Origin of the sequence: Inquilinus limosus DSM 16000 (assembly GCF_000423185.1) — a bacterium.
Classification (GTDB): domain Bacteria; phylum Pseudomonadota; class Alphaproteobacteria; order DSM-16000; family Inquilinaceae; genus Inquilinus; species Inquilinus limosus.
In genome coordinates, this window is sequence record NZ_AUHM01000031.1 from 33,521 (window position 1) to 56,824 (window position 23,304).

At 70.2% G+C, this 23,304-nt stretch carries 18 protein-coding genes and 1 pseudogene; 6 read left to right on the forward strand and 13 right to left on the reverse strand.

Features of this window, described 5'->3' with window-relative positions; all coding sequences use genetic code 11:
- The first annotated feature begins 1 nt into the window (after position 1).
- The 4 genes from G537_RS0123035 (at position 2) to G537_RS0123050 (ending at position 5,278) form a co-directional block, all read left to right on the forward strand.
- Entirely contained in the window at positions 2–1,531 is a 1,530-nt protein-coding gene (locus tag G537_RS0123035; RefSeq protein WP_026872129.1) for an ABC transporter substrate-binding protein, read from the forward strand.
- Positions 1,532–1,760: 229 nt separating this feature from the next.
- A complete protein-coding gene (locus tag G537_RS0123040; RefSeq protein ID WP_026872130.1) occupies positions 1,761–2,684 on the forward strand; it encodes an ABC transporter permease in 924 nt (307 codons plus the stop codon).
- 3 nt (positions 2,685–2,687) lie between these two features.
- Complete coding sequence (locus G537_RS0123045; protein ID WP_051248944.1) at positions 2,688–3,539, forward strand: ABC transporter permease; 852 nt, start codon at positions 2,688–2,690, stop codon at positions 3,537–3,539.
- A gap of 2 nt (positions 3,540–3,541) precedes the next feature.
- On the forward strand, positions 3,542–5,278 hold the full coding sequence (locus tag G537_RS0123050; RefSeq protein ID WP_026872132.1) for a M14 family zinc carboxypeptidase: 1,737 nt from the start codon (positions 3,542–3,544) through the stop codon (positions 5,276–5,278).
- Positions 5,279–5,281: 3 nt separating this feature from the next.
- Here the strand turns inward: G537_RS0123050 and G537_RS0123055 are convergent, their stop codons facing one another.
- A complete protein-coding gene (locus tag G537_RS0123055; protein ID WP_026872133.1) occupies positions 5,282–6,046 on the reverse strand; it encodes an SDR family oxidoreductase in 765 nt (254 codons plus the stop codon).
- A gap of 157 nt (positions 6,047–6,203) precedes the next feature.
- On the opposite strand from G537_RS0123055, the gene G537_RS0123060 reads away from it, so the two are divergent.
- Together G537_RS0123060 and G537_RS39410 are read left to right on the forward strand one after the other, a co-directional pair.
- The gene (locus G537_RS0123060; RefSeq protein ID WP_026872134.1) at positions 6,204–7,142 is read left to right on the forward strand and encodes a S1/P1 nuclease; all 939 of its coding nucleotides are present in this window, start codon (positions 6,204–6,206) and stop codon (positions 7,140–7,142) included.
- Between the two features lie 112 nt (positions 7,143–7,254).
- Positions 7,255–8,417, forward strand: a pseudogene (locus G537_RS39410) (mandelate racemase/muconate lactonizing enzyme family protein).
- 48 nt (positions 8,418–8,465) lie between these two features.
- Here G537_RS39410 and G537_RS0123070 read toward each other — a convergent pair.
- The 12 genes from G537_RS0123070 to G537_RS0123125 all read right to left on the reverse strand — a co-directional run bounded on the left by G537_RS0123070 (position 8,466) and on the right by G537_RS0123125 (position 23,262).
- Complete coding sequence (locus tag G537_RS0123070; RefSeq protein ID WP_026872135.1) at positions 8,466–10,271, reverse strand: gamma-glutamyltransferase family protein; 1,806 nt, start codon at positions 10,269–10,271, stop codon at positions 8,466–8,468.
- A gap of 10 nt (positions 10,272–10,281) precedes the next feature.
- Positions 10,282–11,154 carry an ABC transporter permease gene (locus G537_RS0123075; protein WP_026872136.1) on the reverse strand — a complete coding sequence of 291 codons (873 nt, stop codon included), beginning with the start codon at positions 11,152–11,154 and terminating at the stop codon, positions 10,282–10,284.
- Positions 11,151–12,098: an ABC transporter permease gene (locus G537_RS0123080; RefSeq protein ID WP_026872137.1), complete on the reverse strand. Its 948-nt coding sequence runs from the start codon at positions 12,096–12,098 to the stop codon at positions 11,151–11,153. The genes G537_RS0123075 and G537_RS0123080 overlap by 4 nt, the downstream gene beginning before the upstream one ends.
- Positions 12,099–12,331: 233 nt before the next feature.
- Positions 12,332–13,834 carry an ABC transporter substrate-binding protein gene (locus G537_RS0123085; protein WP_026872138.1) on the reverse strand — a complete coding sequence of 501 codons (1,503 nt, stop codon included), beginning with the start codon at positions 13,832–13,834 and terminating at the stop codon, positions 12,332–12,334.
- Positions 13,835–13,856: 22 nt separating this feature from the next.
- Positions 13,857–14,945 (reverse strand): ABC transporter ATP-binding protein, encoded by a 1,089-nt coding sequence (locus G537_RS0123090; protein WP_026872139.1) that lies wholly within the window; start codon positions 14,943–14,945, stop codon positions 13,857–13,859.
- A 142-nt stretch (positions 14,946–15,087) separates the two neighbouring features.
- Positions 15,088–16,128, reverse strand: coding sequence for an ABC transporter ATP-binding protein (locus G537_RS39415; protein WP_081688982.1), 1,041 nt, complete (start codon positions 16,126–16,128; stop codon positions 15,088–15,090).
- The gene (locus G537_RS39420) at positions 16,112–16,867 is read right to left on the reverse strand and encodes a FadR/GntR family transcriptional regulator (RefSeq protein ID WP_064742196.1); all 756 of its coding nucleotides are present in this window, start codon (positions 16,865–16,867) and stop codon (positions 16,112–16,114) included. The genes G537_RS39415 and G537_RS39420 overlap by 17 nt, the downstream gene beginning before the upstream one ends.
- A gap of 348 nt (positions 16,868–17,215) precedes the next feature.
- Positions 17,216–18,142 carry an aldo/keto reductase gene (locus G537_RS39425; RefSeq protein WP_034852718.1) on the reverse strand — a complete coding sequence of 309 codons (927 nt, stop codon included), beginning with the start codon at positions 18,140–18,142 and terminating at the stop codon, positions 17,216–17,218.
- A gap of 22 nt (positions 18,143–18,164) precedes the next feature.
- Positions 18,165–20,105 carry a beta-galactosidase gene (locus G537_RS0123110; RefSeq protein WP_026872140.1) on the reverse strand — a complete coding sequence of 647 codons (1,941 nt, stop codon included), beginning with the start codon at positions 20,103–20,105 and terminating at the stop codon, positions 18,165–18,167.
- Between the two features lie 40 nt (positions 20,106–20,145).
- Positions 20,146–20,985, reverse strand: a complete 840-nt coding sequence (locus G537_RS0123115; protein WP_211230476.1) for a carbohydrate ABC transporter permease — start codon at positions 20,983–20,985, stop codon at positions 20,146–20,148.
- A gap of 11 nt (positions 20,986–20,996) precedes the next feature.
- Positions 20,997–21,950: a carbohydrate ABC transporter permease gene (locus G537_RS0123120; protein ID WP_081688986.1), complete on the reverse strand. Its 954-nt coding sequence runs from the start codon at positions 21,948–21,950 to the stop codon at positions 20,997–20,999.
- A gap of 28 nt (positions 21,951–21,978) precedes the next feature.
- Positions 21,979–23,262 (reverse strand): ABC transporter substrate-binding protein, encoded by a 1,284-nt coding sequence (locus G537_RS0123125; RefSeq protein WP_026872143.1) that lies wholly within the window; start codon positions 23,260–23,262, stop codon positions 21,979–21,981.
- Positions 23,263–23,304: the final 42 nt, after the last annotated feature.

Here is a 23,304-nt window from a genome sequence, read left to right on the forward strand (position 1 = left end):
AATGCGTACAGGAACCATCGGCAAGCATGTTCTCGGACTGGCCCTGGCGGCGGCGCTGCTGCCGGGCGCGGTCTCTTCGGCCCAGGCGGCGGGGACGCTGACCGTCGCCCTGCGGCAGGACCCCGGCAGCTGGGACCCGATCGACACCTTCCTGGTCGCCTGGGGCTCGGTCGGCAGCCAGATCTTCGACGGGCTGGTGATGCGCGGGCCCGACCTGAAGCTGGTGCCGGGACTGGCGACGAGCTGGGAGTTCCTGGACGATGCCAACCGCATCCGCTTCCATCTGCGCCAAGGCGTGACCTTCCAGAACGGCGAGCCCTTCGACGCCGCGGCGGTGAAGTTCACCTTCGACCGGCTGCTGGGGCCGGAGGGCGCCAAGGGCCCGCAGCAGTCGAACTACAACTCGATCGACCATGTCGCGGTGGTCGACGACCACACGGTCGACTTCGTGATGAAGCGGCCGGACCCGGTGCTGCTGACCAAGCTGGCCGGCTACGGCGCCATGATCGTGCCGCCGAAAACCATCGCGGAGAAGGGCGACGACGCCTTCAACGCCGCGCCGATCGGCACCGGCCCGTTCAAAGTCGTGTCCTACGAGCCGAAGGTCGGCCTGACGCTCGAGGCTAACCCGAACTACTGGGGCGGGGCGCCGAAGATCGACAAGCTGGTCTACCGCTTCATCGCCGAATCCTCGACCCGGGTGGCCGAGCTGCAGGCCGGCCGCGTCGACATCGCGACCCAGGTCGAGGTCGCCCAGGTGCCGGTGATCGAGCAGGACCCGAAGCTGCAGATCGTCAGCGTGCCGGGCCCGACCGTCTACGCTATGCGCTTCAACACCAAGGACCCGCTGACCTCGAAGGAGGCGGTGCGCCGCGCGATCATCATGGCGGTCGATCGCGACACCATCGTCAAGACCGTGCTGGCCGGCCAGGCCGAGCCGATCGTCAGCTTCCAGAGCCGCCTGTCCTTCGGCTATCCGCCGGAGCTGAAGGCGCTGCCCTTCGACCCGGCCGGCGCCAAGGCCCTCCTGGCCCAGGCGGGGGTGCGGCCGGGCACGCCGCTGCAGCTCGACTTCCGCGGCGACAACGCCACCCTGCGCGAGGTGCTGCAGGCGGTGGCGGGATACCTCCAGATGGTCGGCTTCAAGGCCACGCTGAAACCCTATGAGAGCAACGTCTTCCTCAACGACATCGTGCCGAACGGCAAGACCGGCGCGCTGTTCCAGGAAGGCTGGGGCGGCTGGACCTTCGACTACGACAACACCGCTTATCTGATGTACCACACCGGCGAGAAGTGGAACCCGTACGACAGCATCCCCGAGCTGGACGCGATGCTGGAGGCGCAGCGCAAGACCTACGACCAGGCCGAGCGCGAGAAGACGCTGCAGCAGATCGCGACCTACGTCGCCGACAAGGCGATGGAGCTGCCGCTCTACAACCTCAACACCATCTACGGCGTCAGCCGGCGCGTGCAGAACGTGCAGCTGCCTTCCGACGAGCGGATGCGCTTCGTCGACGCGACCGTCGAATGATGGGTGGAGCTCCTATCACGGGGCTCTCCTTTCTTGTCCCCCCTCCCCTTGCGGGAGGGGGGCAGGGGGAGGGGGGTCGCGCCGCAAGAGCCGTTGCCGCGAGTTCGACGCGCGGTCCATCATCGGCCCGGTCGGCCGCGTCCCGGCACTCTTCGATCGACAACCCCCTCCCCCTAGCCCCCTCCCGCAAGGGGAGGGGGGACTCGGTTTTGCTGCGGCGGAGCCACCCATGATCGGTTTCGTCGCCAAGCGGGTGGCGCTCGCGGTCTTCGTCGTGCTGGTGGTGACGCTGCTGGTGTCCTGGGCGATCCGGCTGACCGGCGACCCGGCGGTGATGCTGGCCCAGGGCGCCGGCAGCGTGACCGAGGAGGACCTGCAGCGGATCCGCACCGCCCTCGGCCTCGACCGGCCCTTCCCGGTCCAGTATCTGGGCTTCCTGCAAGGCCTCCTGACCGGGGATCTGGGCCGCAGCTTCCTCGGCGGCACGCCGGTCACGCAGCTGATCGGCCATGCGCTGCCGGCGACGCTGCTGCTGGCCCTCGTCTCGCTGCTGGCCTCGATCCTGCTGTCGATCCCGCTCGGCATCCACGCCGCCGTGCACAAGGGCCGGGCGGTCGACCAGCTGATCCGCATCCTGTCTCTGGTCGGGCTGTCCTTTCCGAACTTCTGGCTGGCGATGATGATGGTGCTGGTGTTCTCCATCGCCCTCGGCTGGCTGCCGCCGAGCGGGATGGAGGGCGCCTCCAGCCTGGTGATGCCGGCCGCGACCATGGCGGTGATCCTGACCGCGACCAATGTCCGGCTGGTGCGCACCGCGATGCTGGAGACGCTGTCGGCGCAATACGTCATGGTCGCGCGCAGCAAGGGGCTGCGCGAGCGGGTGGTGCTGTACAAGCACGCGCTGCGCAACTGCGCCATCCCGCTGATCACCTATATCGGGCTGCAGTTCGGCGGGCTGGTCGGCGGTATCGTGGTGGTCGAGCAGGTCTTCGCCTGGCCCGGCATGGGATCGCTGGCCTTCGACGCCATCGCCGCCCGCGACTATCCGGTGCTGCAGGCGGTGATCACCGTGCTGGCGATCCTGATCGTCGTCATCAACCTCGCGGTCGACATCGCCTATGGGCTGGTCGATCCGCGCATCCGGACCGAGTGAACGATGGCCGTGATCGAAGACAGCCGGCCCTGGTCGCGCCGCCTGCGCAATCTGGAGTTCATCCTCGGCGCGGCGCTGACCGGCGTCATGGTGCTGGCGGTGCTGTGCGCCGGCCTGCTGTTCCCGGACGGTGGTGAAGGGTTCGACCTGACCGCCCGGCTGCTGCCGCCGTTCCAGAGCTGGGCGCATCCGCTCGGCACCGACCCGGTCGGCCGCGACGTGCTGGCCCGGGTGGTGACCGGCGGCGGCATCTCGCTGACCGTCGGCTTCGCCTCGGTGGCCGGCGCGGTGGTGCTGGGCACGTTGGCCGGCCTCGTCGCCGGATACTACCGCGGCGTCTGGGACCTGATCCTGATGCGCTGCGCCGACGTGCAGCAGGCGCTGCCCTTCATCCTGATCGCGCTGACCTTCATCGCCATCCTCGGCGGCGGCCTCGACCGGCTGATCTTCTTCATGGTCGTCTCGCAATGGGTGCAGTACGCCCGCCTCGTGCGCGGCTCGGTGCTGTCCCTGCGCGAGCGGGAATTCGTGCAGGCCGCGGCGGCGATCGGCGTGCGCGACCACCGCATCATCCTCGACCACCTGCTGCCCAACGTGCTGGGGCCGATCGTCATCCTGATGACGCTGAACGTGGCCAACAACATCCTGCTGGAGAGCAGCCTGACCTTCCTCGGCCTCGGCGTCGACCCGCTGATCCCCAGCTGGGGCGGCATGCTGGCCGACGGCCGCACCTATGTGCAGACCGCCTGGTGGATCAGCGTCTTCCCCGGCCTCGCCATCATGCTCACCGTGCTCGGCCTCAACCTGCTCGGCGACTGGCTGCGCGACGTCCTCGACCCGACCGGAAAGATCTGACGATGACCGTCCTGCTGGACCGTGAAGCGCCGCGGACCCTCGATGCGCTGCGGCGCGACCTGTCGCGCGATCATCGTGGCGCGGTGGTCGAGGCCTGGCTGTTCGAGGATGAGGCGGCGCGGCGCACGGCCGAAGAAGAGTTGGCCGCCGCCGGCGTCTCGGCCCGGCTGCGCAGCGCCTACAAGCCGCTGCTGCACGCCTTCCTGGAGGAGATCGACACGGACGGGCTGGCGGCGGCGACCATCCGATATCCGGTCCATCCCGCCGCCGTGCCGGACCGCTTCCTGCTGGAAGCCTATCCGCTGGCGGCGCTGCTGGAGGGCGTCGAGCTGCGGTTCGAGCCGGGCGACGAGACGCTGCGCTACCGCGTCACGCTGAGCTATCGCGACGGCCGTGCCCTGACGACGGAGATCTTCGCGCCCAACCATTTGGCGGTGGACCACGTCGACGCCACCTCCCTGTCGCCGACCGGCTGGCTGCGCGTCACCGGCCGGCCCGGAGGCCTGCCCGATCTGAACGAGCGGATCGAGACCGAGGTGGAGGCGCTGTTCCGCGCCGCGGTCGACACGGTCCGGGCCCATCACTGGGGCACGCAGGAGCCGTATTTCGAGCGGCTGTCGGTCGCGGTCGAGGTGCCGGCGATCGAGCGGGTTCTGCCCTTCCACGAGGAGGGCGTCAGCCTGCACGAGGCGCTGCACGAGGACCTCTATTTCACGCTGCTCGAGGTGTTCCAGCGCCATTCCGGCCGGCCGGTCGGGGACCGCGGGCTGCAGCCGGGGCAGATCGTGCCGGAGATCCGCACTGGCGCGCCGCGGGTGCGGGTCGAGACCGTGCCCTTCGGCGATCTGGCGGACGAGGCCGGCGACTGGCCGGAGCAGCCGCTGGAGACGGCCGAGGCGCCGCTGTCGATCGCCCAGGTGCATCGCGAGCTGGCGGCGCTGGGCGGTCAGCCGATCCTGGCCCGGTCGCGGCAGGGCCGGGCGGTGCCGGGGCTGATCCGCCCGGGCTCGCGCCCGGCGGTCGTAATCACCGGCGGACAGCACGCCAACGAGACCACCGGTCCGGTCGGCGCCCTGCGCGCAGCGCGGACGCTGTTGCAGGATCCCGAGCTGCATCTGGCGCTGATCCCGCTGGAGAACCCGGACGGCTACGCGCTGCACCGGCGCCTGTGCCGGGACAATCCGCGGCACATGCACCACGCCGCCCGCTACACCGCGCTGGGCGACGACCTGGAGTACCGCACCGGTGACGGGCTGTTCGAGCGTGCGGCCCGGAGCGAGGCGATCGCGCGCACCGGGGCGCAGCTGCACGTCAACCTGCACGGCTATCCGGCGCATGAATGGACCCGGCCCTTCACCGGCTACCTGCCGCGCGGCTTCGAGATGTGGACGATCCCGAAGGGCTTCTTCCTGATCCTGCGCCACCATCCGGGCTGGGAGGAGACGGGGATGGCGCTGATCCGGGCCGTGGCGCGCCGGCTGGCGCGGATCGAGCCGCTCGTGGAGCTGAACCGGGCCCAGCTCGCCGCCTATGGCGCCCATGCCGGCGCCGGGCCCTTCACCGTGATCGACGGCATCCCCTGCCTGATGGGCCCGGACGAACGCCACGTGCCGCCCCTGACCCTGATCACCGAATACCCGGACGAGACGATCTACGGCGACCGCTTCGTGCTCGGCCATACGGTGCAGATGGAGACGGTGCTGGCGGCGGTGGAGCACCACGCGGCGGTGACGACCTGAAGGTCACGTCCGCGCGATCGACACCCCGCCGTCGACCAGCAGGGCCGAGCCGGTGGTGAAGCTGGAGGCGTCCGAGGCGAGATAGAGCGCCGACCGCGCCATCTCCTCCGGGGTGGCGAGGCGCTTCATCGGGTAGAGGCCGACGATGAAGTCGCGGGCCTCCTGCGTCTGCGCGAACTCGCGGTACATCGGCGTGTCGGTGCCGCCCGGCAGCAGGGCGTTGACGCGGATGTTCTGCCCCCCGAACTCGACCGCCAGCGCCTGCACCAGGCCGATCAGCCCGGATTTGCTGGCGGCATAGGCGGCGACGCCCGGAAAGCCGATGGTGTGGCCGACGAAGGTCGAGGTGAGGATCAGCGACCCGCCGCCGCGCCGCAGCATCGCCGGGATCTGGTGCCGCGCGGCCAGAAAGGCGCTGGTCAGGTTGGTCTCGACCGTCTCCCGCCAGGCCGCCGGTGATACCTCCGGCGTCGGCCCCATCGGCCCGACCATGCCGGCGGTGTTCAAGGCGATGTCCAGGCCGCCGAACCGCTCCTCGGCCAGCGCCACCAGCGCCGGGGCGTAGGCCTCGTCGGTAACGGTGCCGGCCAGCGCTGCGGCCCGGCCGCCGGCGGCCTCGATCTCCCCGACCAGCGTGTCGAGCTCCGCCTGCCGCCGGGCCCCGGCCACCACGGCCGCGCCCTCGCGCGCGAACAGCACCGCCGCGGCCCGGCCGATGCCGGAGCTGGCCCCGGCGATGATCGCCACCTTGCCCGCCAATGCACCCATCTCGTCTCTCCAAGCGTTTGTTCGGTGCATCGGAGGATGGCTGCTGTGAGCGGCGGCCTCACTCCGCTTCTTGCCGCGGAAATGGACGGGCGGAAGACCTGCGTCTCGGCCGCCCGGGTGGCGGGCCTGAACGGCTTCTCGATACGGAGGTGCCCGGATGCGAGCTATCGCGGTTCTTCTCGATCGTCGCCGCAGGTCGGCCGGGTTCGGCGCGATCCTGTTGCTGGTGCTGCTCCTGCCGAATCCGGCCGCGGCGTGGCTGCGCGCCGGGCACGAGGCCACCGGGGCGCTCGCGTATGACGTGCTGGAGCAGCGCGATCCGGAGGCGATCGCCGCCGTGCTCCGGCTGATGCAGGCGCATCCGGAACGGGTCCGCTTCGACGCCCAGCTCGGCGACCTGGCCGGCCGCGCCCGCGATCGCCGGATCTTCGAGCTGATGGCGGTCTGGCCGGACGCCGCGCGGGGCGGTCCCTATGACCGACCGGACTGGCACCAGAGCCCGCGCATCGTGTCCTCGATGCGCGCCCTGATCCCCTTCGCCTTCGGCAGCGCGCAGTGGGCGTTCGGGCACAATCTCGCGATCGCGCGCGACGCCACCGCCTCCGAGGCGGACCGGGCCGTGGCGCTCTGCTGGGTCCTGCACATCGTTGGCGACATGCACCAGCCGCTGCATACGGCGCTGTGGATGTCGTGGCGCTTCCCGTTCACCGATGCCGGCGGGCAGTGGTCCTGGGTCCGCGCCTCGCCGGATGCGGACCCCGAGCGTCTCGGACGGTTTTGGGACGCCGCGGGGCATCCGGGCGAGCTCGCCCTGGCGCAGTCGGGCGCGGTCGAGGCCGGGCTGTCGGAAGAGCCTCCGCCCGATGAGGAGACGCTGGCGCCGGATCCGGAGACCGCCTTCGCCCGCTGGGTGGCGCACAGCCGGGAGCTGGCCTACGAGGTCGTCTATCAGCGCGGGGCGTTGAAGGCGGGCACCTCGCCGGACTCCGCCCCCGTGCTCCCGCACAGCTATGTCGAGCAGGCCCGGGCGGTGAGCCGCGACCAGATCGCGGCGGCCGGGCACCGGATCGGGGTGCTGCTGCTGGGCATGCGCTGACGGGCCATAGCCGAACTCGGATATGCCTCGGGTATAGTGGTTGCTGGGAATCGGGCCGACGCCGGGGCGGAGCAGCCGGGTGTCTTCCGCACGAAAGGGTGGGCAAACCAGCATGCGCATCGTCGACGTCGTCGAGGTCACCAAGCCGATCGCCTCCCCGATCCGCAACGCCTATATCGACTTCTCCAAGATGACGGCCAGCCTGGTGGCCGTGGTGACCGACGTCGTGCGCGACGGTCGCCGGGTCGTCGGCTACGGCTTCAACTCGAACGGGCGCTACGGCCAGGGCGGGCTGATCCGCGAGCGCTTCCGCGACCGGATCCTGGCGGCGGACCCGGCCGGCCTGCTCGACGATACCGGCGACAATCTCGACCCGCACCGGATCTGGGCGGCGATGATGGCGAACGAGAAGCCCGGCGGACATGGCGAGCGCTCGGTCGCGGTCGGCACGCTCGACATGGCGGTGTGGGACGCCGTCGCCAAGATCGCCGGCCAGCCGCTGTTCCGCCTGCTGGCGCGGCGGAAGGGGCGCGAGGCGAACCCCCGCGTCTTCGTCTATGCCGCCGGCGGCTACTACTACCCCGGCAAGGACAATACGGCCCTGCGGGCGGAGATGCGCGGCTATCTCGACCGCGGCTACACCATGGTCAAGATGAAGATCGGCGGCGCCCCGATCGACGAGGATCGCGGGCGGATCGAGGCGGTGCTGGCGAGATCGGCGGCCAGGCGCAGCTGGCGGTCGACGCCAATGGGCGCTTCGACCTCGAGACCGCGATCGCCTACGCCAAAATGCTGCGGGAGTATCCGCTGTTCTGGTACGAGGAGGCGGGCGACCCGCTGGACTACGCGCTGCAGGCGGCGCTGGCGGAGTTCTACCCGGGCCCGATGGCGACCGGCGAGAACCTGTTCTCGCACCAGGACGCGAGAAACCTGCTGCGCTATGGCGGGATGCGGCCGGACCGCGACTGGCTGCAGTTCGACTGCGCCCTGTCCTACGGGCTGGTGGAGTATCTTCGCACCCTTGATGTGCTGACGCAGTTCGGCTGGTCGCCGTCGCGCTGCATCCCGCATGGCGGGCACCAGATGTCGCTGAACATCGCCGCCGGTCTCGGCCTCGGCGGCAATGAGAGCTACCCGGACCTGTTCCAGCCCTATGGCGGCTTCCCGGACGGGGTGCGGGTCGAGGACGGCCACATCGTGATGCCGGACCTGCCGGGCATCGGCTTCGAGGGCAAGTCCGACCTGATCAAGGTCATGCGCAAACTGGCGGAGTAGGGCGCCCGTCTCCTCCCTCAATCTGCGGGGGAGGAGGGGCCTTCGTCCTTACCGACCCACCGCATAGGCCTGCATCAGCCGCGGCGTGGCGGCGGCGCGCAGCAGGCCGTCGGGGTCGCGGGATGCCGCGACCAGGCGGCCGACGGTCCATTCCGGCGCTTCCTCCAGATCATGGCCGCGGCGGCGCAGCTCGGCCAGCACCTCCGGCCCGAAGCTCTCCTCCGCCAGCAGATGGCCGGGCTTGCGCTCGCGCGGGTAGAAGGAGCTCGGGAAATGCGCCGTGTGGAACATCGGCTGCTCGATCGCCTCCTGAAGGTTCAGCCCGTGATGGACATGGCGCAGGAACAGCTGCAGCTGCCACTGCTCCTGCTGGTCGCCGCCGGGCGAGCCGAAGGCCATGTACGGCTTGCCGTCGCGCAGCGCGAGCGAGGGGGTCAGGGTGGTGCGCGGCCGCTTGCCGGGTTCGAGGCTGGCGGGCAGCCCCGGCTCCAGCCAGAACATCTGGGCGCGGGTGTTCAGCATGAAGCCGAGCTCCGGGATCACCGGCGAGGATTGCAGCCAGCCGCCCGACGGCATCGCCGCCACCATGTTGCCCCAGCGATCGACCGCGTCGATGTGGACGGTGTCGCCGCGCCGGGCCGACAGCATGTCGGCCATGGTCGGCTCGTTCGCCGCCAGATCCTTCAGGGCGGTGCCGCTGACCTTGGACAGGCGCGTCAGCGCCGCCGTCACCCGCCCGACCTGGACCTCGTATCCCGGCACCAGGCCCGGCCGCAGCTCGCGCGAGGCGGCGGAGCCGATCAGGCCCCGGCGGGCGTCGTTGTAGGCGTCGGACAGCAGGGCTTCGACCGGCACGTCGACGAAGTTCGGGTCGCCGTAATAGGCCTCACGGTCGGCGAAGGCGAGCTTCATGGCCTCCGCCACCGTGTGCACGAAATCGGCGCTGGCCGGGCCCATCGCGGCCAGGTCGATGCCCTTCAGCAGCGCGAGCGTCTGCAGGAACACCGGTCCCTGACCCCAGGGCTGGATCTTGGCCAGGGTATGGCCGTGATAGTCGTAGGTCAGCGGCGCCTCGTAGAGCGGCGCCCAGCCGGCCAGGTCGTCGCCGGTGATGACGCCGCGGTGGCGCCGGCCGCTCTCGTCCATCGCCTCGGTCGTGCGGGCGAAGCGGTCGATCGCCTCCGCCACGAAGCCGCGGTAGAAGGCGGCATAGGCCGCCTCGGCCTGGCGCTCGCGGTCGCCGCCCACGGCCTCGGCCTCGCGGATGATCCGCTTCCAGGTCTCGGCCAGGGCCGGGTTGCGGAACAGCTGCTTCGCCTTCGGCGCCGACCCGCCCGGCAGGAAGACGGCGGCGGAGGTCGGCCATTCCGTCTCGAAGAACTCCTTCAGGCCGGCGATGGTGTCGGCGACGCGCGGCAGCACCGGGTGGCCGCCCTCGAGATAGTGGATCGCCGGCTCCAGCACGTCGCGCACGGTCAGGGTGCCGTAGTCGCGCAGCAGCACCATCCAGGCGCCGAAGGAGCCGGGGACGACGGTGGCCAGCAGCCCGTTGCCGGGGATTAAACTCAGCCCCTCGGCCTTGTAGCGCTCGATGGTGGCGCCGGAAGGGGCCGGGCCCTGGCCGCACAGCACCTCGGTCCGGCCGGTCGCCGCCGAATGGAACACCACCGGCACGTCGCCGCCGGGGCCGACCAGATGCGGCTCCACCACCTGCAGCACGAAGGCGGTGGCGACGCAGGCGTCGAAGGCGTTGCCGCCGCGCTCCAGCATCGCCATGCCGGCGGCGCTGCCCAGCCAGTGGGTCGAGGTGACCATGCCGAAGGTGCCGAGCAGCTCGGGGCGGGTGGTGAACATGCGTTGTCTCTCAGCTTTCGCGGGGGTCGAGGGCGTCGCGCAGTCCGTCGCCCAGCAGGTTGAAGCCCAGCACGACCAGGAAGATCGCGCCGCCCGGGAAGATCGACATCCAGGGCGCCTGGCTCATGAAGTTCTTGGCGGTGTTCAGCATCGAGCCCCAGGACGGGCTCGGCGGCTGCTGGCCGAGGCCGAGGAAGGACAGGCTGGCCTCGGCGATGATGGCGGTGGCGATGGTCAGCGTCGCCTGCACGATCAGCGGCGGCAGCACGTTCGGCAGGATGTAGCGCAGGATGATCCAGCGATCGGGCAGGCCGATGGAGCGCGCGCCCTCGACATAGTCCTCGGTCTTCACGCTCAGCACCTGGCCGCGGGTCAGGCGGATGAAGATCGGCATGGCCGACAGGCCGATCGCGATCATGGCGTTGGTCAGGCTGGGGCCGAGAAAGGCGGCCAGCGCGATCGCCAGGATCAGGAAGGGAATGGCCAGCATCGCCTCAGTGGCGCGCGAGATGGCGCCGTCGATCAGCCCGCCGTAATAGCCGGCCAAGAGGCCGAAGGGCACGCCGACGGCGAGCGCGATGGCGACCGAGACCACCCCGGCCATCAGCGAGGTGCGGGCGCCGTAGGCGAGGCGGGTGAAGATGTCGCGGCCGAGGTCGTCGGTGCCCAGCCAATGCGCGGCCGAGGGCGGCTTGCGGATGGTCAGGAAGCTGGTCTGTAGCGGGTCCTGCGGCGTCACCAGCGGCGCCAGCACGGCCAGCAGCACGAAGGCCAGCACCAGCACGGTGCCGACCACGGCACCGTGGTTGCGCAGGAACTTCTCGAGGCCGCGGCTGCGGCGCTTCGGCGCGACGGCTTCGGTGGTGAGGGCGGTCGCGGTCATGACGGGTGCCTCAGCCGCGGATTGATCAGGATGTACAGGATGTCGGCCAGGAGGTTCATGGCGATGAAGCCGATGGCGGTGCACAGCACCACGCCCTGGACCACGGCGTAGTCGCGGTTGAACACGGCGTCGACGATCAGCTTGCCGAAGCCCGGGATGGTGAAGACCTGCTCGGTGAGCACGGCGCCGGCCAGGAGCTCGCCGAACAGCAGCGTCACCAGGGTGACGATCGGCACCAGCGCGTTGCGGAAGGCGTGCTTCAGCACCACGGCGGGGCCCAGCAGCCCCTTGGCCCGGGCGGTGCGGATGTAGTCCGACCGCAGCACGCCGAGCATGGCGGAGCGGGTGTGCCGCATCAGCGTGGCGGCCAGCGCCGTGCCCAGCACGAAGGCCGGCATCAGCATCGTCTTGAGGCTGAGCCACGGATCCTCGAACAGCGGCACGTAGCCGGAGGCGGGCAGCAGCCGCCATTCCACCGAGACCAGCAGGATTAGCATGATGCCGAGCCAGAAGTTCGGGATGGACAGGCCGGACAGGGCGAAGATGTTGGCGCCGTAATCCACCGCCGTGCCCTTGCGCACCGCGGCGATGATGCCGGTCGGGATGCCGATCAGCAGGGCGAAGACCATGGCGAAGCTGGCCAGCTGGATCGTCACCGGCAGCTTCTGGGCGATCAGCTGGGTCACCGGCGCGTCGGTGCGCATCGAGATGCCGAAATCGCCCTGCACCACCTGCCCGATCCAGGCGAAGTACTGCATCGGGATCGGGTCGTTCAGCCGGTACTTGTCGCGGAGATACTCCAGCACCGCGGGGTCGCGCTCCTCCCCCGCCATGGTCAGCACCGGGTCGCCCGGCAGCAGCTTCTGCAGGGTGAAGACCAGCAGCGACACCAGGACGAGGGTCGGCAGGGCGATGACGAGGCGGCGGAGGATGATGCGGGTCATGGGCGCACCCTCCCCGACGCAAACCAGTCTGAGTCCCCCCTCCCCTCGCGGGAGGGGGGTAGGGGGAGGGGGTTAGCGCTGCTTCGCAGGCCTCGTTCGGAGGACACCGGATCGTGCCGGGACCGGGCACCGCAGTTCTCTTCGATCGACAACCCCCTCCCCCTGACCCCCTCCCGCGAGGGGAGGGGGGACTCAGTTGGGAGCGATCCGATGAGATCGGGCACCAGCATCCCTCAGCCCTCGATGCTCATGCCCTTGAGGCGGATCATGCCGTCGGGATAGGCGGTGAAGCCCTTCACCTTCTTCGACAGCACGAAGGGCCAGGGCTGGTAGTAGGTGTAGATGATCGGCAGCTCGTCCTCGAGAATGGCCTGGGCCTGGTCGTACAGCTCCTTGCGCTTGGCCTGGTCCGGCGTCTGCCGGGCGGCGTTCAGCAGCTCGTCGACCTTGGGGTTGCAGTATTTGCCGTCGTTCAGGTTGCCCTGGCAGGTGACGAAGGCGTGGATGTTGCCGTCCGGGTCGACGCGGCCGGACCAGCCGACCTGCTCGGCCTCGAAATTGCCCTGCTGGCCCTCCTTCATCATCGCCGCGAACTCGGTGGCGCGCAGCTTGATGTCGAAGCCGGCCTCCGACGCCATCGCCTGGATCAGCTCCGCGATCTGCTGCGCCGTGGTGCCGGTGCCGAAGACCAGCTCGAACGACACCCGCTCGTGTCCCGCCTCCTTCAGCAGCTGCTTGGCCTTCTCGACGTCGCGGGCCCGCACCGGGAACTTGTCGCTGAAATAGGGGCTGGCCTTGGGGAAGGGCTGCTGCGCCGGCGGGTAGATCCCCGCGCCGACCACCTGGTTGATCGCCTCGCGGTCGATCGCCAGCTCCAGCGCCTGGCGCACCCGCTTGTCCTGGCCCAGCGGGTTCTTCGACCGGTCGCCGTTGTTGGTGTTGATGGTGATGCCCTGGTAGCCGATGCCGGTGACCGGGACGAACACCAGCTCCGAATCCGCCTTCACCGCCTCTACGTCGGACGGGGCCAGCCGCTCCAGCATGTCGAGGTCGCCGGCCTTCAGGTTGGCCAGGCGCACGGTGGTGTCGGGGATCGGCTGGAACACCACGCGGTCGATCTTGTAGTCCGCCGCGTCCCAGTAGCCCGGATACTTCTCCAGCACGATGCGATCGTTCTGCACCCGCTCGACGAAGCGGTAGGGGCCGGAGCAGACGGGCTTCTGCCCGAAATCGCCGGCGGCGAAGGCCTTCGGCGCCAGCATCATGCCGGCGCGGTCGGACAGCTGGGCCAGGATCGTGGCGTCGGGGCGGGACAGCTTGACCGCCACCGTCTTCGGGTCGACCGCGACGACCTCGGCGACCGAGGCCAGCTCGCTCTTGCGCAGGCTGTCGGGCAGGGTCCGGGCGCGGTCGAGATTGGCCTTCACCGCGGCGGCGTCGATCGGCTCGCCGTTCTGGAAGGTGATGCCGTCGCGCAGGGTGAAGGTCAGGGTCAGGTTGTCGTCGCTCCAGGCCCAGCTGGTCGCCAGCTTCGGCACGAAGCCGAGCTCGGGGTTGATGTCGATCAGCTTGTCACAGAGCGAGGCGAAGACGATGCGGCCGACGAAGGTGCGGGCCCGGTGCGGGTCCAGCACGTCGGGGTCCTCGTTCAGGCCGATCCGCAGCGTGGTCTGGCCATAGGCCGTGCCGCTGAGCAGCAGGCCGGCGAGGAGGGCGAGAACTGGGCGTGCGCGCATGAATGAGCCTCCTGTTCGGTTCTTATGGAAGGGCCGTCTGGGCCTGGCGGGCACGGTAGAGCGACAGCCGCGCGGCCAGTCGGGGCGGCGTGGGCGGCGCGGCCAGGGCGCCGGCCCCGGCGTCCTGGATCTCGCGCCAGAAATGGCAGGCGACGCTGCGTCCCGGCTCCGCCTCCTCCGCCGGCGGCCGGATCTGGCTGCAGATCGGCTTGGCGTGCGGGCAGCGGGTGTGGAAGCGGCAGCCGGGCGGCGGCGCGGTCGGGCTGGGCACGTCGCCCTGCAGCAGGGTCTTGGGCCGGCGCCCGGCCGGGCTGGGCACCGGGATCGCCCGCATCAGCGCCTGGGTGTAGGGGTGCAGCGGCGCGTCGAACAGCGCGTCGACCGGCGCCTGCTCGACGATCTCGCCCAGATACATCACCGCCACCCGGTCGCTCATGTGCCGGATCACGGCCAGATCGTGGGCGACGATCACCAGGGTCAGGCCGAAGCGCTCCTTCAGCTCCTCCAGCAGATTGATCACCTGCGCCTGGATCGAGACGTCGAGGGCCGAGACCGGCTCGTCGCCGACGATCAGCACCGGCTGGCCGGCGAGGGCCCGGGCGATGCCGATGCGCTGGCGCTGGCCGCCGGAGAATTCGTGCGGATAGCGCCCGGCATGCTCGGGCAGCAGGCCGACGGTGCGCAGCAGCTCCGCCACCCGGTCGCGCCGCTCCGCGCGTCCCGCCAGGCCGTGCAGCCAGATCGGCTCGCCGACGATGTCGCCCACGGTCATGCGCGGGTTCAGCGAGGCGTAGGGGTCCTGGAACACGATCTGCAGCTCGCGCCGCAGCGCCCGCATCGCCTTGGGCGGCAGCGCCGTCAGGTCGCAGCCGCGATACAGCACCTGGCCGGCGGTGGGCTCGATCAGCCGCAGCAGCAGCCGGCCCAGGGTCGACTTGCCGCAGCCGGATTCGCCGACCACGGCGAATGTCTCGCCCGGCCGGATCGCCAGCGACACGCCATCGACCGCATGCACCACCGGCGAGCCGCCGAACAGGCTGCGGCCGCCGCCGAAGCGCTTGACCAGGCCCTTGCCTTCGAGAAGGAGGCCCGCTTCGGGATGCCCGTTCATGCAGGGCCTCGTTGAGACGTCATCCCCTTACCGTCATTGCGAGGAGGCGAAGCCGACGAAGCAATCCAGGGGCCGATGCGAGCGGTCCTGGATTGCTTCGCTGCGCTCGCAATGACGATGGGGGGAGTTGCGAAGAATGCTCTCATCCCGCACCCCCTTCGTGCTGCTCCAGCGGGGCGAACCAGCAGGCGGCACGATGGTCCGGCCCGACCGGTTTCGCCGGCGGCGTCTCGGCGGCGCAGCGCGGCGCCGCGAAGGGGCAGCGCGGGGCGAAGCGGCAGCCCGGCGGCATGCGGTCGGGCGGCGGCACCGTGCCCGGGATGGTGGCCAGGCGCCCCTCGCGCCGGCCGAGCGACGGCACCGACCCCATCAGCCCGATGGTGTAGGGATGCTGCGGATCCTCGAAGATGGCCTCGACCGGACCGGATTCGACGATCCGGCCGGCATACATCACCGCGACATGGTCGGCGACCTCCGCCACCACGCCGAGATCATGGGTGATCAGGATCATGGCAGTGCCGGTCTCGTCCTGCAGCCGCCGGACCAGCGCCAGAATCTGCGCCTGGATGGTGACGTCCAGCGCCGTGGTCGGCTCGTCGGCGATCAGCAGCTGCGGGTCGTTGGCCAGCGCCATGGCGATCATGGCGCGCTGGCGCATGCCGCCCGACAGCTGGTGCGGATAGGCGTCGAGGCGCTTCTCCGGCGCCGGAATGCGCACCCGGCGCAGCATCTCCAGCGCCCGGTTGCGCGCCTCGGTCTTGCCCACCGCCTTGTGTCGGCGGACCCCTTCGGCGATCTGGTCGCCGATGGTGAAGGCCGGGTTCAGGCTGGTCATCGGCTCCTGGAAGATCATCGCCATGCGGCTGCCGCGCAGGTCGGCGCGCTCGCGGTCGGTCAGGCGGAACAGGTCGCGCCCCTCGAATCGGGCGCTGCCCGCGGTGATGCGCGCGACCGGCGGCAGCAGCCCCATCAGCCCCAGGGCCGTGATGCTCTTGCCGCAGCCGGATTCGCCGACGATGCACAGCGTCTCGCCGCGGGCGACGGAGAAGGAGACGCCCTCGACCAGGTTGCCGCCGATCGACAGCGACAGGGCGAAATCCCGCACCTCCAGCACCGTCTCGCGCGCCGGCTCCGGCGCGGTGGCCGGAGTGCGGACGGCGCGGGCGTCAGAGACCGAGGCCATCGGCCGCCTCCGCGCTTTCACCATGGCGGGTCATCCGCTCCTGCGCTGAATCCTGCGGCGCCGGCTCGCCATGCATCGCCGCCTCGAGATTGGCCTGCAGCGCCAGCAGATGGCGCCGCATCGCCGCCTCGGCTCCGGCGCCGTCGTGCCGGGCGATCGCGGCGACGATCTCGCCATGCTGGCTGGTGTAGGCGCGCAGCCGGATGCGGTTGCGCGCCGCCTCGCGCAGCCGCCGCCAGGAGGGCGACTGGCGGATCCGGTCGATGCAGTCGAACAGCGCCAGCAGCAGGCCGTTGCCGGCGGTCTCGGCGATGTGGCGGTGGAAGGCGCTGTCCCACAGCTCGTGGCCGTCGCTGTCCATGCTGGCCGCGGTCTTGCGCTCGATCCGGCGCAGCGCGGCGATGTCGTCGGGCGAGGCCTTCAGTGCGGCGAGGCGAGCCAGGGCCGGCTCGATCTGCAGCCGCGCCTCCATCACCTCCAGCGGATTGGTGCGGTCGGCCAGGGAGGCGATCAGATGCGGCTGCACCGCCGGCCTCTTGCCGGCGAAGGTGCCCTTGCCCTGGTGACGCCAGATCCGACCCTCGGCCTCCAGCACCTCCAGCGCCCGGCGCACGGCGCGGCGGCCGACGCCGATCCGCCCGGCCAGGTCGCGCTCGGTCGGCAGCTGCCATTCGGCGCGGTCGCCCTCGGCGTCCAGAAGGGCGCGCAGCCGCTCCAGCGCCACGCTGGAATTCGACACGCCTCGTGATGGGGATGAAACCACCTCAGCCATTGGTCTCCCAAAGGCTTCGTCCGCCGTTCCGGCTCCGAGCCATCAGCCAGTCCCTGTTGTGCGTGAGGACGCCCGGCCAGCCGATCCTGAGGACCGATCATGGCGCGCGACGCCGCTTCGTCTTGCCGAACAGCCAAGCGCAAAGGGAACCAATTTGCAAATGGTTTCCTGGGTGGTCGCGTCGATGCATTGTGTGGGGTCACGCGCTACACCCCAAAAATGTCATGCCCGGGCTTGACCCGGGCATCCAGAAGGTCTCGACGCTCTCTGGATTGCCGGGTCAAGCCCGGCAATGACAGTTGTGGGATGGGCGCCCTACGGCTGGTCCCGCTTCAGGTCCAGCCAGTCGCGCTCGGCCTCGGACAGGGTGACCGACAGGCCCTCGATGTTGCGGCGGCTCTCCTCGACCGAGCGCGGGCCGGAGAGGGCGAATGTGGCGAAGGGCTGCGACAGCACCCAGCTCATGGCGATCTGCACCGGGCTGGTGCCCTTGGCCTCGGCCAGGGCGATGGCGCGGCGACGGCGCTCGAAGTTGTCCTCCGCATGCCAGCAGCGCGCGATCTCGGGCTCCGCCTCCGCCCGGGACGGGTCGCCGCGCTCGGTGAAGAAGCCGCGGGCGGTCGAGGACCAGGCGAACAGCGCCGTGCCGCTCTCCTCCAGATAGCGCAGCCACTCCGGGTCGCGGGCGGAGACGCAGCCGCCCCAGACCGGCTCGACCATCCGGGCCAGGGCCAGGTTGTTGCTCAGCACCGTGAAGCCGGCCTTGCCGGTGCGGCGGGCGTAGTCGTTGGCCGCCCGGAATCGCTCCAGGCTCCAGTTCGAGCCGCCGAACACGCCGATCCGGCCCTCGCGGTGCAGCGCGTCGAGCACGTCGACGAACTCGCCGACCGGCACCTCGGGGTTGTCGCGGTGCAGGAAGTAGATGTCGGCGCGGTCGGTGTGCAGCGCCTCCAGGCTCTGCTCCAGCTGGCTTCGCGCCGCTTCCGGCGTGCAGTTCGGCGTGTGCGCGCCCTTGCAGATCAGGACGATCCGGTCGCGCACCCCGCGGCTGGCCAGGTAGTCGCCGAACAGCGTCTCGCAGCGGCCGCGCAGATAGATCCGGGCGGTGTCGAAGCAGTTGCCGCCGCGCTCGATATAGTCGTCGAACAGCGGCGCCGCCGTGGCCAGCTCCTCCTGGTTGTCGACGCCCATCACCATGCGGGCGACCGGCCTGGCCACGCCCGGGATCGTGCCGTAGATCATCGTTTTCCCTTCCGCTCGCGCCTCAAGCCGCCCGCCAGCAGGCCACGCCCTGCGGCGGCACCACCGGCCCGCCCAGCAGGTAGCGGCCGGCATCCTTTACCGGCGCGGCCCAATCGATATCGCCATAGTTGAAGGCGAAGGTCAGGCTGCCGCGGCGGCGCAGCCGCACCGCCTCCGGCAGTTCGGTCAGCGTCAGCCCGACGCTGCCCAGAAGGTCGGCCATGACGCCGCGCAGCAGCGCCGCGTCCGGCCAGCCGGCCAAGTAGAAGCGGTTGCCGTCGCCGACCAGGGCCGGGGCGCCGTCGGCGAAGCTGGCCTGGGCCGGCAGATCGGTCTCCAGCCATTCGCGCCAGCGCCGGACGGATCCCGACAGGCCGGGGCCTTCGACCGGCTCGGCCAGGTTCGGGCGCAGCGACGCCACCTGGGTCACCTTCAGCGGCAGCAGCTCCTGCAGCAGGCCGGGCGGCAGCTCGTCCGGGATGCTGAGGTCGCGGGTCTTGGACCCGGTGCGCGGGCCGAACAGGATGATCGCGTCGGTGGCGGCGAAGGCCTGCACCGCCGCCTCCGAGACATGCGCCAGGCACGGCACCACCACCGCCTTGTAGCCGGTCAGCGGCGCGCCGGGGCGGACGATGTCGACATCGAGGCCCAGGCGGCGGATCGCCTCGTACCAGCGGAACGCCAGGTCGGTGTAGCGGAAGTCGCGGCCCTGCGGCTGGATCCGGGTGATCCAGGAGGTCTCGTAGTCGAAGACCATGGCCACCGGGGCGGGGGCGGAGGCGGGCAGGGCGCCGATCCGGGCCAGCTCCTGCCCCACCTGCGTCGCCTCCTGGCCGCCCGGGGACAGCTTGCGGTCCGGCCGGTTCAGCCCGGCATGCATCTGCTCCTGCGCGAAGGGGCATTGCCGCCAGCGGAAATAGCTGACCACCTCGGCGCCATGGGCCAGCGCCTCCCAGGTCCACAGCCGGACCATGCCCGGCTTCGGCACCGGGTTCCAGGCGGCCCAGTTCACCGGGCCCGGCTGCTGCTCCATCACCCACCAGCGGCCGCGGCCGACGGCGCGGTACAGGTCGTGGTTGAACGGCGCCAGGTCGGGATGCGAGGTGCGGGCCCAGCGCGCCCGCTCGTCATCGGTCTCCGCAATCTTCTCCAGCGTGCCCAGCGGATAGCTGTCCCAGGACGCGATGTCGAGGTCCTCGCCCAGCGGCCAGTGGTCGAACTCCTGGAAGAAGCCCATGAAGTTGTGGGTGACGAAGCGGCCCGGCGAATGCTTGCGGATGATTTCGACCTGCATCCGGTTGTAGGCGGCGACCTGGTCCGAGGCGAAGCGCCAATAGTCCAGCCGCGCCGCCGGGTTGGTCTCGGTCACCGCGTTGACCGGGGCCTCGATCTCGTCGAAGCCGCCCACCTCCATCGACCAGAAGACGTTGCCCCAGGCCTGGTTCAGCGCCTCGGGCGTCTGGTAGCGGTGGCGCAGCCAGGTGCGGAAGGCGGCGACATCCTCCCGCCCGTAGGACAGCACGGTGTCGTGGCAGCCGAACTCGTTGTCGGTCTGCCAGCCGGCGACGGCGTCGTGGCTGCCGTAGCGCCGCGCCACCTCCTCGGTGATGCGGGCGCTCTCGCGCAGCCAGGTGCGGCTGGAGAAGCTGGTGTGCCGGCGCGAGCCGAAGCCGCGGGTGCCGCCGTATTCGTTCACCGGCAGGATGTCGGGGTGGCGGTCGACCAGCCATTTCGGCGGCGTCGCCGTCGGCGTGCACATCACCACCTTCAGCCCGGCGGCGCCCAGCGTGTCGATGGCGCGGTCCAGCCACGCCCAGTCGAAGCGCCCCGGCTCCGGCTCGATCCGCGACCAGGCGAATTCGGCGATGCGGACGAAGGTGATGCCGACCTCGCGCATCCGGCGGGCGTCGTCCTCCCACCACTCTTCGGGCCAATGTTCCGGGTAATAGCAGACGCCGAGCATGCGACAGCCTCGTCAGGGGCAGGGTGTGGTCAGGGGAAGGCTACTTCACGGCGCCGGCGGTGATGCCGGCGACGAAATAGCGCTGCAGGAAGATGAAGACGACGATCATCGGCAGGGTCAGCAGCATCGCCCCGACCATCAGCGCGCCCCAGGGCACGACGTTGAGGCCGATCAGGCTGCCCAGCGCCACCGGTGCGGTGCGGGCCCCCGCCTGGGTCGCGACCAGCAGCGGCCACAGATAGTTGTTCCAGGAGGCGAGGAACAGGATGATCGCCAGCGCCGCCATGCTGGGCCGCACCAGCGGCAGGGCGATGGTGAAGAAGATCCGGCCTTCGCGCGCGCCGTCGATGCGGGCGGCGTCCAGCAGCTCCTGCGGCAGCGACAGAAAGGTCTGGCGCATGAACAGCACGCCGATCGAGTTGAACAGCGGCGGCACGATCACCGCGATCCAGGTGTTCGACAGGCCCAGGTCGCGCGCCACCAGCACATATTGCGGAATGATCACCACGGCATAGGGCACGGTCAGCGTCGCCACCAAGAGGCTGAAGGCCGCCTGTTTGCCGACGAACTGGAAGCGGGCGAAGGCGTAGCCGGCCATGCTGGTCAGCAGCAGCGAGGCCACGGCCGAGAAGGTGGCGATGCCGATCGAGTTCAGCATCGCCCGGCCGAACTTCGCCGTATCGTCGAGGAAAGCCCAGTTCTCCAGCAGGTTGCCGCCCGGCGTCAGCGGCAGCTCCGGCGAGAAGATGGCGTAGTCCGGCAGGGTGGCGAACACCGCCATCAGGTAGAGCGGCGCCAGCCACAGCAGCGCCACGGGCGCCATGCCCCCGGTGAGGAGCAGGGTGCCCCAGCGCCGGCGCGAGTCCATGGAGCGGAGCATCGCCATCCTCCTCAGGCCTTCCGGCCGCGGGTGAGCATGAGGTTGAGCGCCGCCATCATCGCCGCCATGGCGGCGATGGTGTAGGCGATCGCCGCGGCGTAGCCGAAGTTCAGGCTGACGAAGCCCTGCTTGTAGAGATAGGTGCCGAGCGTCTCGGTGGCGCCGCCGGGCCCGCCGCGCTCGGTGATCAGCCAGGGTTCGGTGAACAGCTGCATGGTGCCGATGATCGACAGCACCAGGCAGAAGATCAGGATCGGCTTCAGCAGCGGCAGGGTGATGCGGAAGAAGCGGTCGGCCGGCGACGCGCCGTCGATCGCCGCCGCCTCGTACAGGTCGCGCGGGATCGACTGCAGTCCGGCCAGCAGGATGATGGCGTTGTAGCCGGTCCAGCGCCAGGTCACCGCCACCATGATCGTGGCCATCGCCGCGTTCGGGTCGTGCAGCCAGTCGATCGGCGCCAGGCCCAAGGCGGCGAGGCCGTGGTTGACGGCGCCGAACTGGCCGTTGAACAGCAGCCGGAACACCACCGAATAGGCGACGTCGCTGACCACGACCGGGGCGAAGAAGGCGAAGCGGTAGATCGGCCGCAGCCTGAGGAGCGGCGAGTTCAGGGCCACGGCCAGCAGCGTGGCCAGGGTCAGCATCACCGGCACCTGGATCACCAGGATGGTCAGCGTGTTCTTCAGCGCCTCCTGGAAGGCGCGGTCGACCAGGAGGCGCCGCCAGTTGATGCCGATGTTCCAGGCCCAGGGATTGACCCGCGTATTCTGCAGCGACAGCAGCGCCGAATCGATGATCGGCCAGCACCAGAACACGGCGAAGACGAGAAGATAGGGCAGCAGGAACCAGTACGGCGCCAAGGCGTGCCGCCGGCGCCGCCACCCGCCGCTGGCCTCCGACAGGGCGGCGGCTGGGGCCCCGCGTGTCTGCGGGGCCTGGAGGCCGGCTCGGGTGGCGGTTCCCATCACGCGGCCCCCGTCACTCGGCGCCCCATTACTCAGCGACCGGCAGGCCGGTGGCGGCGGCGATCTGCTCGGCCGCCTCGTCCAGGGTCTCCTTGGCCGATTTGCCGTTGCCCTTCAGATAGGCCAGCAGGATGCCGTCGGCGATGTTGTCGGCCTCGGCGAAGTACTGGGTGCCGCGCGCCGGCTTGATCTGCTGCAGGGTGGACAGCACCACCTCCCAGACCTTCTGGCCGCCCCAGTAGGGCAGCGGCTGCTGGACAAAGGGATCCTGGATCGCTTCCGGCAGCGTCGGCACCAGGCCCGAGGCCTTGAGCTGGGTGATCTGGCTGTCGGGTCGGCCGAGCGCGAAGTTGATGAAGGCGAGGGCCGCCTGCGGATTCTTCGACGAGGCCGGGATGGCCAGCGAGGAGCCGCCGATATTGGCGGCGCGATTGCCGCCGGATTCGAAGGCCGGCAGCTGGAAGACGCCCCATTTGCCGTTCAGCTCCGGCGCGTTGCCGCGGATCGAGCCCTCGTACCAGGCGCCGAAGACCGAGCTGGCCAACCGGTTGGCCTTGATCGCCTGCAGGCTGCCGTCCCAGTCGCCCTCCATGAACAGGCCGGCATCGGTGATCTTCTTCACCGTCTCCAGCGCCTGGACGCAGCCGGGCTGGTTGACCGTGATGTTTTCGCCGCTGTCGTCGAAGAAGGCGCAGCCGGCCTGGTTCGCCAGGATGCGGAACCAGGCCGTGTTGGTCGCGCCGCTGTTGGTGGAGACGAACTTCACGTCGGGGCCGGCCTTGGCCAGCACCGCCTTGCCGGCGGCGATGAAGTCGTCCCAGGTCTGGATCTTGGCCGGGTCGACGCCGGCGGCCTCGTACATGTCGCGGCGGTAGAACACCACGGCCGGGCCGGAATCCCAGGGCATGGCGTAGATCTTGTCGCCGACGGTCAGCTCCGCCAGCTTGAATTTCGGGAACTTGGCGAGGAGGTCTGCCTCCTTCGGGTCCAGCGACTTCAGATCCAGGAAGCAGTCGGGGAAGCGGGCCCAGAACACCTCGGATTCGTGGTTCTCGACCGAGTAGACATCCGGCATGTTGATGCCGCCGGCCGAACAGCCGGCGAGGCCGCGGTCGTAGACCGGCTGGTTGCCCAGGTCCTCGACCGTCACCTTGATGTTCGGATAGGCCTTGTTGAATTCGGGGACCACGGCCTTCAGGGCCGTCGCCGCCACGTTCCAGCTCCAGACCGTGATCTCGCCCTTCAGGTCCGACTGCGCCATCGCGGGCGCCGTCAGGGCTAAGACGGCCGCGCCGGCCAAACCGGACATCATTCCGGCGATCCTGCCGAGTCTGCTCATAGGGTCCTCCCTCGT